General features: G+C 63.9%; 11 protein-coding genes. 6 read left to right on the top strand and 5 right to left on the bottom strand.

What is annotated here, in order from left to right; all coding sequences use genetic code 11:
• Window positions 1-25 precede the first annotated feature (25 nt).
• The 6 genes from JOE32_RS20310 (at window position 26) to JOE32_RS20285 (ending at window position 8,759) form a co-directional block, all read left to right on the top strand.
• Window positions 26-1,222, top strand: coding sequence for a DUF3426 domain-containing protein (locus tag JOE32_RS20310; protein ID WP_209988092.1), 1,197 nt, complete (start codon window positions 26-28; stop codon window positions 1,220-1,222).
• A gap of 186 nt (window positions 1,223-1,408) precedes the next feature.
• Complete coding sequence (dusB, locus tag JOE32_RS20305) at window positions 1,409-2,422, top strand: tRNA dihydrouridine synthase DusB (RefSeq protein ID WP_209988089.1); 1,014 nt, start codon at window positions 1,409-1,411, stop codon at window positions 2,420-2,422.
• Entirely contained in the window at window positions 2,419-2,739 is a 321-nt protein-coding gene (fis, locus tag JOE32_RS20300; protein ID WP_003221275.1) for a DNA-binding transcriptional regulator Fis, read from the top strand. Before dusB ends, fis begins: the two co-directional genes overlap by 4 nt.
• An 81-nt stretch (window positions 2,740-2,820) precedes the next feature.
• On the top strand, window positions 2,821-4,428 hold the full coding sequence (gene purH / locus JOE32_RS20295) for a bifunctional phosphoribosylaminoimidazolecarboxamide formyltransferase/IMP cyclohydrolase (protein WP_209988087.1): 1,608 nt from the start codon (window positions 2,821-2,823) through the stop codon (window positions 4,426-4,428).
• Window positions 4,429-4,594: 166 nt separating this feature from the next.
• Window positions 4,595-5,887 carry a phosphoribosylamine--glycine ligase gene (gene purD / locus JOE32_RS20290; RefSeq protein WP_209988085.1) on the top strand — a complete coding sequence of 431 codons (1,293 nt, stop codon included), beginning with the start codon at window positions 4,595-4,597 and terminating at the stop codon, window positions 5,885-5,887.
• Between the two features lie 100 nt (window positions 5,888-5,987).
• On the top strand, window positions 5,988-8,759 hold the full coding sequence (locus JOE32_RS20285; protein WP_209988082.1) for a hybrid sensor histidine kinase/response regulator: 2,772 nt from the start codon (window positions 5,988-5,990) through the stop codon (window positions 8,757-8,759).
• Window positions 8,760-9,199: 440 nt separating this feature from the next.
• Here the strand turns inward: JOE32_RS20285 and JOE32_RS20280 are convergent, their stop codons facing one another.
• The 5 genes from JOE32_RS20280 to cobG form a co-directional block, all read right to left on the bottom strand.
• Window positions 9,200-9,979, bottom strand: a complete 780-nt coding sequence (locus JOE32_RS20280; protein WP_209988080.1) for a hypothetical protein — start codon at window positions 9,977-9,979, stop codon at window positions 9,200-9,202.
• A 225-nt stretch (window positions 9,980-10,204) separates the two neighbouring features.
• A complete protein-coding gene (gene cobJ / locus JOE32_RS20275; protein WP_209990640.1) occupies window positions 10,205-11,842 on the bottom strand; it encodes a precorrin-3B C(17)-methyltransferase in 1,638 nt (545 codons plus the stop codon).
• Entirely contained in the window at window positions 11,842-12,573 is a 732-nt protein-coding gene (locus tag JOE32_RS20270; protein WP_209988079.1) for a precorrin-2 C(20)-methyltransferase, read from the bottom strand. Before JOE32_RS20270 ends, cobJ begins: the two co-directional genes overlap by 1 nt.
• Window positions 12,573-13,199, bottom strand: a complete 627-nt coding sequence (locus JOE32_RS20265; RefSeq protein ID WP_057009696.1) for a precorrin-8X methylmutase — start codon at window positions 13,197-13,199, stop codon at window positions 12,573-12,575. Before JOE32_RS20265 ends, JOE32_RS20270 begins: the two co-directional genes overlap by 1 nt.
• A complete protein-coding gene (gene cobG, locus JOE32_RS20260; RefSeq protein ID WP_209988076.1) occupies window positions 13,192-14,529 on the bottom strand; it encodes a precorrin-3B synthase in 1,338 nt (445 codons plus the stop codon). The genes JOE32_RS20265 and cobG overlap by 8 nt, the downstream gene beginning before the upstream one ends.
• Window positions 14,530-14,563 lie beyond the last annotated feature (34 nt).

The raw sequence follows: 14,563 nt of genomic DNA, 5'->3' as shown, positions 1-14,563 counted from the left end.
GCGCTTGCCTGAATCGGATGGCCGCATGACCGACAGTTTCGTCACCCAGTGCCCGCATTGCCAATCGCGCTTTCGCGTCAACCACGCTCAATTGAGCGCGGCTCGCGGCGTGGTGCGTTGCGGATCGTGCCTTCAGGTCTTCAACGCCCTGCGCCAACTGCTCGAGCAGCGCGCCGAGGCGGGCGACGCCGACCTGCCGGTGGCCGTTGAACCGGCGCCCGAATCACCGCGCGCCATCAGCCAGAAACAGTGGAACGCTGAAGAGCTGGACCTGGACAACCTGGACCTGGACGAAGAGCTGGCCAAGCTGGAGCAGCGCGAAAAACCGCTGGGCGCGGAGCGTCGTCACGCCGGCTCCGACCGTCGCCAAAAGGACGATGCCCTCAGCGCCAGCCGCAACACCGTGAAGGCCGAGGAAGAAAAATGGGCCGCCAGCCTGTTCAGCGAGCCGCCGCAGGAACGCGCCCCGGTTGTCGACGAGCCCGCGGACCCGAGCAGTGGCCGGCAGCGCACCGAACCGTCGATGTCGCGGCGCGCCGAAGCCCTCGACGACGAACCCGCCCTGGATGATGAAAATCCCGACCCACCGTTCACACTCCTGACCCACGCGGCCGAGCCGCAGGAACAACGCCCGCCGCTGCGCCGCAAGCGCCCGCGCGCCGAAACCCGTGTTCACGACGAGCAACTGCTGGACCTGGAAGACGACCCGCTGCACTTGTACGCGCAGAAACGCGCATCGACACCGGGCCGTCGCCTGCTGTGGATTCTGCTGGTGCTGATCGCCGCTGCCGGCCTCGCCGGTCAGTTCATCGCCTACCAGTTCGACGACCTCGCGCGCCAGGACGCCTACCGCCCGTGGTTCCAGCAAGTGTGCCCGGTGCTTGGCTGCAAGGTGCCATCGCGGGTCGATATTGCGCACATCAAGAGCAGCAACCTGGTGGTGCGCAGCCACCCTGAGTTCGCCGGGGCGCTGGTGGTGGATGCGATCATCTACAACCGTGCGGCGTTCTCCCAGCCTTTTCCCTTGCTGGAACTGCGCTTTGCCGACATGAACGGCGGCCTGATCGCCAGTCGTCGCTTCAAGCCCGCCGAATACCTGAGCGGCGAGCTGGCCGGAGTGAGCGAAATGCCATCACAAACGCCGATCCACATCTCGCTGGATATCCTCGACCCCGGCAACAAAGCCGTAAATTACAGCCTGAGCTTTCATTCGCCCGAGTGAAACGGCCCGCTCTGCGGGGCTTTGGTGGCAGATACCTGCCAGAATCGCCGGTTACCGAACTGACGGCGATAAAGAAATAACTGTTCAGATTTTATCCAATTCAGCCTTTATCCAGTCATCGAGAGCGGGTATCATGCCAACCCTTTTTCGAACTCTAATGATCCGGCCCCACAACAGGGAAGTCCTATGTCGGCGGTACGCATCGGCCCATACACATTGCAGAACGGCTTGATCCTCGCCCCGATGGCGGGCGTCACCGACCAGCCCTTTCGTCAGCTGTGCAAACGTTTGGGTGCGGGTCTTGTAGTCTCGGAAATGGTCACCAGCGACATGAGCTTGTGGAACACCCGCAAATCGCGGATGCGCATGATCCACGAAGGTGATCCCGAGCCGCGCTCGGTACAGATCGCCGGTGGCGATGCGCAGATGCTGGCGGACGCGGCCCGGGCCAATGTGGAACTGGGTGCACAGATCATTGATATCAACATGGGCTGCCCGGCCAAGAAGGTCTGCAACAAGGCCGCCGGATCCGCGCTGTTGAAGGACGAGCAGTTGGTTGCCGAGATCCTGCAGGCCGTTGTGGCCGCAGTCAATGTGCCGGTAACGCTGAAGATCCGTACCGGCTGGGACCGGGACAACAAGAACGGCCTGACAGTGGCGAAGATCGCTGAACAGGCAGGCATTACGGCGCTGGCGGTGCATGGTCGCACCCGCGCCGATCTGTACACAGGTGTTGCCGAGTACGACACCATTGCCGCGATCAAGCAGGCGGTGTCGATGCCGGTGTTTGCCAATGGCGATATCGACTCGGCCGAGAAAGCCCGGCGCGTGCTGCACGCCACCGGCGCCGATGGCCTGTTGATTGGCCGGGCCGCCCAGGGGCGGCCATGGATCTTTCGTGAGATCGAGCACTTCCTGCGCACTGGCGAGGTATTGCCGGCACCGGAGTTGCCCGAGGTGGAACGTATTCTGCTAGAGCATCTGGCGGCCCTTCACACGTTTTACGGCGATGTGATGGGCGTGCGTATTGCTCGCAAGCATGTGGGTTGGTATCTCGCAACCCTGCCAGGCGCCAGGGAGTTTCGCGCCGGGTTCAATCGTTTGGATGAAACGCAAGCACAGGTCACCGCCGTTCGTGAGTTCTTTACCGAGCGAGACAAGAGCCTGAGAGCAGGGGACGGAGAATGGGTGGCCGCATGACGATGATGACCGAGACTTTAGTGAGTGGAACAGCACCCGTGAGCGACAACGTCAATTTGAAACAGCACCTGAACACGCCGAGCGAAGAAGGCCAGACCCTTCGCGGGAGTGTGGAGAAGGCGCTGCACAATTATTTCGCCCACCTTGAGGGCGCTTCCGTCACGGACGTGTACAACCTGGTGCTTTCCGAAGTCGAGGCGCCCCTGCTCGAAAGCGTGATGAACTACGTCAAGGGTAACCAGACCAAAGCCAGTGAGCTGCTCGGCCTCAACCGTGGCACCTTGCGCAAAAAGCTCAAGCAGTACGATTTGCTGTAAGCATTCAATCAAACCAGAAAGGCGCCCGCGTAGAACCGGTCGCCTTTTTTGCTGACTCCTTTGCTTTTGATGGAAATTGAAATGACCGACCAGACTACCCGCCTGCCGATCCGCCGCGCCTTGATCAGTGTTTCCGACAAGACCGGGATCCTCGAATTTGCCCGGGAGCTGGAAGCCCTGGGCGTGGAAATCCTCTCCACGGGCGGGACCTTCAAACTGCTGCAGGACAACGGCGTGGCCGCAGTGGAAGTGGCGGACTACACCGGTTTCGCAGAAATGATGGACGGTCGGGTCAAGACCCTGCACCCGAAGATCCACGGCGGTATCCTCGGCCGTCGCGGTATCGACGACGCCATCATGAGCGAGCACGGCATCAAGCCGATCGACCTGGTGGCCGTCAACCTCTACCCGTTCGAAGCCACCATCAACAAGCCCGGCTGCGACCTGCCGACCGCCATCGAAAACATCGACATCGGCGGCCCGACCATGGTCCGCTCGGCGGCCAAGAACCACAAAGACGTGGCCATCGTGGTCAACGCCGGCGACTACGCCCAGGTGCTCGAAGGCCTCAAGGCCGGCGGCCTGACTTACGCCCAGCGCTTCGACCTGATGCTCAAGGCCTTCGAACACACTGCGGCCTACGACGGCATGATCGCCAACTACATGGGCACTGTGAATCAGGCCGCCGACACCCTGAGCACCGAAGACCGCAGTCAATTCCCGCGCACCCTCAACAGCCAGTTCATCAAGGCTCAGGAAATGCGCTACGGCGAGAACCCGCACCAGAGCGCGGCGTTCTACGTGGAAGCCAAGCCTGCCGAAGTCGGCATCGCCACCGCGACCCAACTGCAAGGTAAAGAGCTGTCCTACAACAACGTGGCCGACACCGACGCCGCGCTGGAATGCGTGAAGAGCTTCGTCAAGCCAGCCTGCGTGATCGTCAAGCACGCCAACCCGTGCGGCGTGGCGGTAAGCCCCGACGCGGAAGGCGGGATTCGCCAGGCCTACGAACTGGCCTACGCCACCGACACCGAGTCGGCCTTCGGCGGCATCATTGCCTTCAACCGTGAGCTGGACGCCGAAACCGCCAGGGCCATTGTCGAGCGTCAGTTCGTCGAAGTGATCATCGCCCCAAGCGTCAGCGCAGAAGCCCGCGCCATCGTGGCAGGCAAAGCCAACGTGCGCCTGCTGGCCTGCGGCGAATGGTCGGCCGAGCGTGCCGCTGCCTGGGACTACAAGCGCGTCAATGGCGGCCTGCTGGTACAGAGCCGCGACATCGGCATGATCGGCAGTGACGACCTGAAAGTCGTGACCCAACGCGCGCCGACCGAGCAGGAAATCAACGACCTGATCTTCGCCTGGAAAGTGGCCAAGTACGTTAAATCGAATGCCATCGTCTACGCGAAGAACCGCCAGACCATCGGTGTCGGCGCCGGCCAGATGAGCCGCGTGAACTCGGCGCGCATTGCTGCGATCAAGGCTGAGCACGCCGGTCTGCAGGTGGCGGGTTCGGTGATGGCCTCCGACGCGTTCTTCCCGTTCCGTGATGGCCTGGATAACGCCGCCAAGGCAGGCGTGACCGCCGTGATCCAGCCGGGCGGCTCGATGCGTGATGCTGAAGTGATCGCCGCTGCGGATGAGGCCGGCATTGCCATGGTCTTCACCGGCATGCGCCACTTCCGTCACTGATCCAACTTGATCGAAATGTGGGAGCGGGCTTGTGTGGGAGGGGGCTTGCTCCCGATGGCGGTGCATCAGTCAACTAATGTGCTACTGAACCACCGCTATCGGGGGCAAGCCCCCTCCCACATTTAAAAGCGCTCCTGCAGCGCCTACAGAATTTGAGGTTTTTGAAATGAATGTTTTGATCATTGGCAGCGGTGGCCGTGAACACGCCCTGGCCTGGAAAGTTGCCCAGGACCCACGCGTCCAGAAAGTCTTCGTGGCACCCGGCAACGCCGGTACCGCCATTGAAGCCAAGTGCGAGAACGTCGCCATCGACGTACTGGCCCTTGAGCAGTTGGCCGACTTTGCCGAAAAGAACGTTTCGCTGACCATCGTCGGCCCGGAAGTACCGCTGGTGGCGGGCGTAGTGGATCTGTTCCGCAGCCGTGGCCTGGATTGCTTCGGCCCCACCGCTGGCGCCGCGCAGTTGGAAGGCTCGAAAGCCTTCACCAAGGATTTCCTGGCGCGTCACAAGATCCCCACCGCCGACTATCAGAACTTCACCGAAATTGAGCCGGCCCTGGCTTACCTGCGGGAAAAAGGCGCGCCCATCGTGATCAAGGCCGATGGTCTGGCCGCCGGTAAAGGCGTGATCGTCGCCATGACCCTGCAGGAAGCCGAAGACGCGGTACGCGACATGCTCGCCGGCAATGCCTTTGGTGACGCAGGTTCCAGGGTAGTGATCGAAGAGTTCCTCGACGGCGAAGAAGCCAGCTTTATCGTGATGGTCGACGGCAAGAACGTGCTGCCGATGGCCACCAGCCAGGACCACAAACGCGTCGGCAACGGCGACAGCGGTCCGAATACCGGCGGCATGGGCGCCTACTCCCCTGCCCCCGTGGTCACCAGCGAAGTGCACCAGCGCGTCATGGACCTGGTGATCTGGCCGACCGTGCGCGGCATGGCCGACGAAGGCAACGTCTATACCGGTTTCCTGTACGCGGGCCTGATGATCGACAAGGCTGGCAACCCGAAAGTCATCGAGTTCAACTGCCGCTTCGGCGACCCGGAAACCCAGCCGGTGATGCTGCGCCTGCAGTCCAGCCTGGTGCTGCTGGTGGAAGCCGCCCTGGCCCAGGCGCTGGACAAGGTTGAAGCGCAGTGGGACCCGCGCCCGAGCGTCGGGATTGTGCTGGCCGCCGGGGGTTATCCCGCCGACTATGCCAAGGGCGACGTGATTGGAGGTCTCGAAGACGCTGCTACGCTGGAAGGCAAGGTGTTCCATGCGGGCACTGCGCTCAAGGATGGCAAGGTCGTGACCGCCGGTGGCCGCGTATTGTGCGCCACCGCGATGGGTGCCAGTGTCGACGCCGCGCAGCAACAGGCGTACAAGCTGGCGGCGAAGATCGACTGGAAAGGCTGTTTTTACCGTACGGACATCGGCTACCGCGCCATTGCCCGTGAACGTGGCGAGAACGCGTAACCGCTATCCGTTCGGTTAGGTGAGGGCCTGCGGCCCTTGCCGTACTCATGCCTCCCCGCGCATAGTTCACCCGTGCACCAACCTACGAAGGGATTTCGCCTTGCGCTGGCTCAGGATCGCCATAGGTTTCACTGTCAGCCTGCTGACATTGCTCTGCTTGTTCCCGGCCCAGGCGGCCGCACAAGGCAGTGGTTGGGCGATATTGCTCGACGAACAGGCCGACCTGCAACTGAGCGACATACGGTCCCCGCGCTACACCAATCAATTCAGCCCCACCGAACTGGACCGGATCACCGCTGCTCCGCCGGACGGTGCACTGTGGGTACGCTTCAAGCTGCAACCCGGCAAGCACGAGCAACTGCTGCGGGTGTTCGCCCCTGACCTGTCGCACCTGAGCCTGTACGTGCTGGACGGCGACGCCCTGGTCGAACAGCAGAACACCGGCACCCGCCAGCCGCAATCGGAGCGCCCGCTGCCCAGCAGTGACTTCATGCTGCCGATGCCCCAGAGCCAGAAGCCTCTGGAGGTGTACCTGCGCATGGTGTCGGAACACGAACTGCGCCCCTATATCACCCTGGAGCCGGCGGTACTGGCCGCCGCCAACCAGAACCAGACGCTGATCTACGGCCTGCTGTTCGGCGTACTGGCGATGTTGATCCTGCATAACCTCACGCGTTTCGCCTATCACCGCTCGCGCAGCAGCCTGTGGCTGGCGGCCTGCGAAGTGCTGTTGATGCTCAGCCTGGCGCTGCTGCTCAACCTGGTGGGACCGTGGCTGCCCAACTGGCACGCGATCCAGACCCCCGGCGCCTACCTCGCCCTGCTGCTCACCGCCCCTTGCGGGCTGATGTATGCCTACCGTTTCTTCATGCCGCTGGGCCCGCACCCGCTGAACAAGCTGTTGATGGCCGATATCCTGGTGATCGTGCTCTGCGGTCTGTTGCTGCTGTTCGTCAACACCCTGCCGCTGAACATCATCACCTACGCACTGGTGGCCCTCGCCGGCCTGAGCATGCTGTTCGTCTCGGCGTATCACTGGCAAAAAGGCTACCGCCCGGCGCGCCTGTTCGTGGCGGCGATGGTGGTGTTCAACATCGGCACACTGATCATCCTGCCCGCCCTGCTCGGCTTGACGCTGGTGGCGCCGCAAGGGCTGATCGTGACATTGCTCGGCTTTATCTGCCTAAGCGGTCTGCTGATGAGCCTGGCGCTGGGCGAACGCCAGCGCGCCATTGTCGAAACCCGTTTCAGTCTCAGCCGCGACCTGGCCGCGAGCAACGCCGAAATCGCCGCCAAGGCCGAGTTCCTGGCCAAGATCAGCCATGAAATCCGTACCCCCATGAACGGCGTGCTGGGCATGACCGAGTTGCTGCTGGGCACGCCGCTGTCGGTCAAGCAGCGCGACTATGTGCAGACCATCCACAGCGCCGGCAACGAACTGCTCACGCTGATCAACGAGATTCTTGACATCTCCAAGCTCGAATCCGGGCAGATCGAGCTCGATGACGTGCAGTTCGACCTCAACGCACTGATCGACGACTGCCTGAGCATCTTCCGCGCCAAGGCCGAACAGCAGAACGTCGAGCTGATCAGCTTTATCCAGCCTCAGGTCCCCCGCGTCATCAGCGGCGACCCCACGCGCCTGCGCCAGGCGATGCTGAGCCTGTTGGAAAACGCCCTGCAGAAAACCGACGAAGGTGAAGTGCTGATCGTGATCGCACTGGAAGACCGCAACACCCAGCCACGCCTGCGCATTGCCGTGCAGGACAGCGGCCTGCCGATGGATGCCGCCGAACGTGACGCCTTGCTGCACAGCGAACTGCACAGCAAGAACTTCGTGTCGGCCACGCGCCTGAGCGGCCACCTGGGCCTGGTGATTGCCCGCCAGTTGATCCTGTTGATGAACGGCGAGTTCGGCATCAAGAGTGGCACGCACCAGGGCAGCACCCTGTGGCTGACCCTGCCGCTGGACCCGCAGCGCCTGCAACACCCGACCTGCGACCTCGACGGCCCGCTGCAGGATGCGCGCGTGCTGGTGGTGGACGACAACGACACCTGCCGCAAGGTGCTGGTGCAGCAATGCAGCGCCTGGGGGCTGAACGTGAGCGCCGTGTCGTCCGGCAAGGAGGCCCTGGCGCTGCTGCGCACCAAGGCGCACCTGCGCGATTACTTCGACGTGGTGCTGCTGGACCAGAACATGCCCGGCATGACCGGCATGCAGCTCGCGGCGAAGATCAAGGAAGACCCGAGCTTGAACCACGACATCCTGCTGATCATGCTCACCGGCATCAGCAACGCGCCGAGCAAGATCATCGCGCGCAACAGCGGGATCAAGCGCATCCTCGCCAAGCCGGTGGCCGGTTATACACTCAAGACCACCCTGGCCGACGAACTGACCCAGCGCAACAAAGGCAACACTCAGCCACGCGCGCAACTCAGCGCACCGGCCGCGATTACCGTGCCAGCCGACTTCCGCATCCTCGTGGCCGAGGACAACAGCATCTCCACCAAAGTGATTCGCGGCATGCTTGGCAAGCTCAACCTCAACCCGGACACCGCCAGCAACGGCGAAGAAGCCCTGCAAGCGATGAAGGCCCAGCGCTACGATCTGGTGTTGATGGACTGCGAAATGCCGATCCTCGATGGCTTCTCCGCCACCCAGCAACTGCGCGCGTGGGAAGTCAGCCACCAGCGCATCCGCACGCCGGTGGTGGCGCTGACTGCGCATATCCTCTCGGAACACAAGGAACGCGCACGCCAGGCCGGAATGGACGGGCACATGGCCAAGCCGGTGGAGTTGTCGCAGTTGCGTGAGCTGGTGGAGTTCTGGGTGGCGCAGCGCCAACAGCGCCCGGAACACACGCCTTCCTGACTTCAACGGGGTTGTCTTGCTGCAAACTCTAGCCGCTGTGGCGAGCGGGCTTGCCCTGATGCCGTTCAGTTAAGTGCAGATTGGGAACGGCGGTACGACTTGCCCGCGAACGCGGTGGGTCAGTCAACATCAATGTTTGCTGGACTACCGCCTTCGCAGGCAAGCCAGCGCTTATCAAACACAAAATAGCTTATTGATTTTAAAACCTGAAGTTTCAGGCAGCCTCATTCCTGTGGCGAGCGGGCTTGCCCCGCGTTGGGGTGCGAAGCGCCCCCAATCAAGCAAAACGCGGTGTACCTGATACGGCTCAGCGTCTGGTTTTGGGGCTGCTGCGCAGCCCAACGCAGGACAAGCCTGCTCGCCACAGGGAATCTGCGCTTAACTGAACGGCATTCGGGCAAGCCCCTCCCACCGTTGGTCCCACAGGCCTGATAAATGCCTCAGATGCGGTATCTGGCGATAGCCGACTGCACCTTGTCTCCCGCGCTCTCGCGCATCAGCTGGATGGTCTTTTCGTTGACCAGCGAGGTATTGAGCACCAGGCAGGTCTGCCCGCTGAAGGCCTCGAACGAGGAACTGTCCCATTCCAGAAACGGCAGCCCTACCTGTTTGCTCACGCCCTGGCTGCTGTAGGTCACCAGCACCATCATCACTTCGCCGTTGGCTTCGGTGCACGACGCCACGCCAAAGTCTCCGCCCTGACGCAGCGTACTGTTGCGTTTGAACAACTCGAACGAGGCGGGTTGCTGCTTCATGGCCTCCAGCGCATCCGCCGCCAGCTTGGGCAAGGCCGCCAGCACCGGCCCGGCCAGTGCGGTCGAGGCGAGCATCGCGGCAATCATGTTCAGCACCGCCAGTTGCACCGTCAGGCCCTTGCCGCTGCTGGAGACCCGCTCGAAGCTGCTGCGCATCGGCAGCCAGCCCAGGCTGATCATCACCTTGATGAACTCGTCATACCACGCCTCGGTGCCGCGATGAATCTTCAACACATCGCTGACATAACTGCTGGCCAGCAAGTAACTTTTGCGAATGTATTCGCGGCTCAGGCCGGACAGGCCCTCGGCAAACGAGATCACGCTGTTATTGACCACCGCCGCGTTCGAATCGTCGTCGGGGTCGGGCGCCGACAAAGCCTGCGCACCGAACGCCGCCGGAAGCTTGTAGGCCGCAATCAACTTGCGCCTTTTTGTACTGTTGATCCTTCTATGATGTCGCTCCATGTTCAGCTCTCCACAAGTGCCCCACATTGGGGCTGCCTCCACCCTAGTCCAGTGACGGGCGCGCTTGCCAGACGACACTTATCCCTTGCCTGCGCGCACCGCAACACGCCGCCCAGCAATTGCCGGGCGCAGCGTCAGGTCGCGCCTGTTTCATCGATGAAAAAAGAAAAAGCCCCGACCACCCACCGGTATAACCCGAGAATCAATCGGAGCTTTCCCACGGTATCAGGCGTTGGGTTTGTCGCCGTACCAGCGCGGCGTGTACACCCACTCACCGCCACCGGCACGCGGAAATGTGCAGGTGGTGGACGAGCCGATCAGCACCATGGTGCGCATGTCCACCTGCTCGGGCGTGAGTTGCCCCAGGGTGGTGACGCGCAGGGTCTGGCCCGGTCGCCCGATATCGCGGCCGAGCACCACCGGCGTTTCGGGCGTGCGGTGCTGTACGACGATGTCCAGCGCTCGCCCCAGTTGCCACGGCCGTGCGCGGGAGATCGGGTTGTAGAACGCCAGCGCCAGGTCGGCCTGGGACGCGAGGTCCAGGCGTTTTTCGATGATCGACCAGGGCTTGAGGTTGTCCGACAGCGACATCACGCAGAAGTCATGACCCAGCGGCGCTCCGGCCTGGGCGGCGGTCGCCAGCGAGGCGGACACCCCCGGCAAAATCTGCAGGTCGACCTGATGCCACGCCGGGTCACTGGATTCGTGCAGCGCCTCGAGTACGGCCGCGGCCATGGCAAATACGCCCGGGTCGCCGGACGACACCACCACCACCGAACGGCCTTGCACGGCCAGTTCGAAGGCGTGCCGTGCGCGCTGCATTTCTTCGCGGTTGTCGGTGCAGTGCTGCACCTGATCGTCGCGGAACGGCCCGGCCATGCGCACATAGGTTTCATAGCCCAGCACATCGGTGCAGCGCGCCAGCTCGGCCTTCACCGCCGGCACCATCAACTCGGAGGCGCCGGGGCCAAGACCGATCACTGCGAGACGACCACGCGCGCGACCGACCAGGGACAGCTCCAACGGCTGCTCGGCAACATCGATCACGATATCGGCGTCCTCGCTGACGCTGGCGAACCGCAGCGGCACCGCCAACTGCGTTGCGGCTTCGTGCAACGACGCGTCCGCCATCTGCGTGTCGCTGGCCAACAGACAGGCCAGCGATTGCAGCGCGATGCCGGCCTGTTGCAGCGCGGTGCGCACCCGCTCGGCCAACTGCGCGCCCGGTTTGCAGGTGACGCTCACATTTTTCGGGTAGATCAGCAGTTCATTGGCCGCAGGCGCGCGCGCGGCGCTGCCCACGTGAATCGCCAGATGAGCCTGTTGATCCTGGGGCAGATTCGCCTCGTTCAACCATGGCGCCGCCCCTTCGATGCGCACACGTTCACCGGCCAGCAGATCGCTGACAAAGCGCTTGCCCAGCGCCAGGTCTCCCAGTTCATAACCCTGGGGCGGGTTGAGCAGGCAGGTGCCGAAACGCAGCTCGCCACTGGTGGTGATCGCCGCCGCCACGTTCAACGCCGCCGCGATCTCGCGCGCCATGACATTCACACCGCCCAGGCCACCGAGCAGCGGCACCACCGCACTGCCGTCCTCGGCCACCGCCAGCACGGCGGGCTCTTCGCCCTTTTCCAACAACAGCGGCGCCAGGGTGCGAATCACAATGCCGGCGGCGCACAGCGCAATCAGCGGCGTGCCCTGCTGGTAGAGCTGGCGCAGCGTGGCGCCGAATTCGCTGTAATTTACGTCCGCGCCGTCGACGCGTCCGGCCAGGCCGTGGATCAATGCAGCGGGGTACACCTGCTGGATAGCGCGCGCGGTGGCGAGGCTGCCCTGGCCAAGGATGACAATCGCGGGATCGATCACCCTTGCCACCGTTCACCGGGCACGATGATCAGCGAGAAATACGGCGACGACATCGGCACCACCTGGTCCAGCGGCACGATTTTCTGATTGGCCATGGTTGCGCGCTCCACGTACAGCGCACGCTCAGCGAGCCCGAGCTCTTCCAGCACCTGGCGCACCTTGGGGAAATTGCGGCCCAGCTTCATGATCACCGCCGCGTCGGCATCGGCCAGCCGGCGCTTGAGGTCTTCATGGGGCAATACGCCCGACAGCACCGACAGGCTCTGGTTGCGGTACACCAACGGCGCACCGAGCACCGAAGCGCCACCGAGCATCGAGCACACGCCGGGGATGACCTGTGCTTCGTAGCGCTCGGCAAGGCGGTCGTGCAGGTACATGTAGGAGCCGTAGAAGAACGGATCACCCTCGCAGATCACCGCCACATCGCGGCCGGCGTCCAGATGCGCCGCCACGTGCAGGCTGGCGGTGTCGTAGAAGTCGCTGATCACCTGTTCGTAGGACAGCGGCGCCGGCAACGCTTCGGTGGTCACCGGGTACACCAGCGGCATCAGGGTCTGCTGGGGCACCAGGTGGTCCTCGATGATGCTGAACGCGTTGCCTTTCTTGCCCCTGGCCACGAAGTACGCCACCACCGGGGATTCGCGCAGCAGGCGCAGGGCCTTCACGGTGATCAGCTCCGGGTCGCCGGGGCCGACGCCCAGGCCGATCAAGCGTCCGCGTGCCGGCATCACTCCACCTCCGTGGCAAGCGCATTGACGGCGGCGGCAGCCATGGCGCTGCCACCGAGGCGACCCTGCATGATCACGAAGGGCACGCCACGGCTGTCGGCGGCAAGCATCGCCTTGGATTCGGCGGCGCCGACGAAGCCGACAGGGAAGCCGAGGATCAGCGCCGGTTTCGGCGCGCCGGCATCGAGCATCTCCAGCAGGTAAAACAGCGCGGTCGGTGCGTTGCCGATCACCACCACACTGCCTTCCAGGTGCGGGCGCCACAGCTCCAGCGCGGCGGCAGAGCGGGTGTTGCCCAAGTCGCGCGCCAACTGCGGCACGCTGTCGTCACGCAGGGTGCAGATCACCTGATTGTTGGCCGGCAGGCGCGTGCGGGTCACGCCTTCGGAGACCATCCGCGCGTCACACAGGATCGGCGCGCCGGCCGCCAGCGCATCGCGCCCGGCCTTGCCCGCACCTTCGGAGAACTGCAGGCCGTCGATGGCGCCGACCATGCCGCACGCATGAATCACCCGCACCGCGAGTTTTTCCAGGTCGGCCGGGATGCGCTCCAGGTTGGCTTCCGCGCGAATGATGGCGAAGGAGTTGCGATAGATCTCCTGACCGTCGCGGATGTAATCAATCATCGGTGTTGCTCCGTGGACGAGCGCGCAGCACGGCGCCCGCCGCTTCAATGGAAAGGTTGCGCGCGTGCAGCCGGCCGAAACCCGGCTGGGCTGCATCGCGAAAATAGAGGTCGTAGTGGCCGCGGCTCACCGCCAGCAAGGTGACTGGCGCGATGTGCGCAGCGGCGCAGGAGCGCGAGCAGCCGGACAGGTGCACGTCATGGCCGGGCGGCAGGCCGAGGGCGTCGGCCTTGGTGTCGGCCAGGCCCTTGGCGCAGCCGCTGGAACCGGTGCAGGCGATCACCTGGGCCAGGGGGGCGTCGGCCGAGCAGAGAAAGCCCAGTTGCGCCAAACCTGCAGTCACCGCTTGAGGTTGCGTGAGGTTGGGCAGCAGCACGCCTTGCCAGGGGGTGAAGCGCAAGGTGCCGTCGCCGTGCTCGCTGGCCAGTTGTGCGGCGCCGTTGAGCATCGTCGAATCCAGACGACCCAACGGCGCCACGGCGGCGACATAGCAGCGGTTTTTCTGCCGTTGTGGATGACTGCCCAGGTGCAGCAAGGCGCTACTGGCCGCGCGTTTGAAGCCATCTGCCGGCAACAGCGGCAGGCTCAGGCGGCTCACCAGGTTATCCACAGCCAGATGACGCATGCGTGTTTGCTGCGGCGTCGCCAGCGCCAGAAACGCTTCCAGCACGGCGACCACCAGGGCATGCCCCTGCTCAAGACGCACGGCCGCCAGTGGCGCATCCAGCCCCGGGCACCCGGCCAGGCCGAACGCCAGCAAGGTATCGCCGCCGCGTTCAAACGCCGACAACCACACGTCGTGCGGGTGCTCGAGCATCGCCAGGGCCTCGCCGCCGTCCAGTTGCACGGCGAACTTGGCCGACAGCTCATGAAAGCGCGGATGGTTTTCCAGCGTGGCGAGGATCTGCGCGGCCAGCGGGCGGGTGTCGAACAGCATCTGCGGGTCGATGCCGGCACTGGGGCTGAGCATCAGGTTACGCACGTCGTCACCCGCCGCATTATTCGGCCCAAGGCCTGCAGCCAGCAGGGCCGCGATCAAGGCGTCCTGCTCGGCGCCGATCCCGCGAATCTGCAGGTTGGCGCGGTTGGTCGCCTCGATCACGCCGCCCGCGTAGGCCCGGGCCGCGTCCGCCACCGCGTGGGCCTGGGTGGCGGTGATCGAACCGCCGGCCAGTTTGATCCGGCAGATGCCGCCATCCAGCGCCTGGACGATACGCAGCAACCCCGGACAAGCCGAGGGGCGCAAGGTGTTCAGGGCGGGCGATGGGTTCACGGGGCTACCGATTGACGGGTAAAGGCGCGGTATTATGCCTGCTTTGTCCGGCGGCATGAAAAGCCTGCCCGTCGGATGTCGCTCAAGGAAT

Source organism: Pseudomonas sp. PvP025, from assembly GCF_017832155.1.
Taxonomy (GTDB): Bacteria; Pseudomonadota; Gammaproteobacteria; order Pseudomonadales; family Pseudomonadaceae; genus Aquipseudomonas.
Note: the sequence above shows the minus strand (reverse complement) of the source record. Positions and strands in the feature narration are given on the sequence as shown.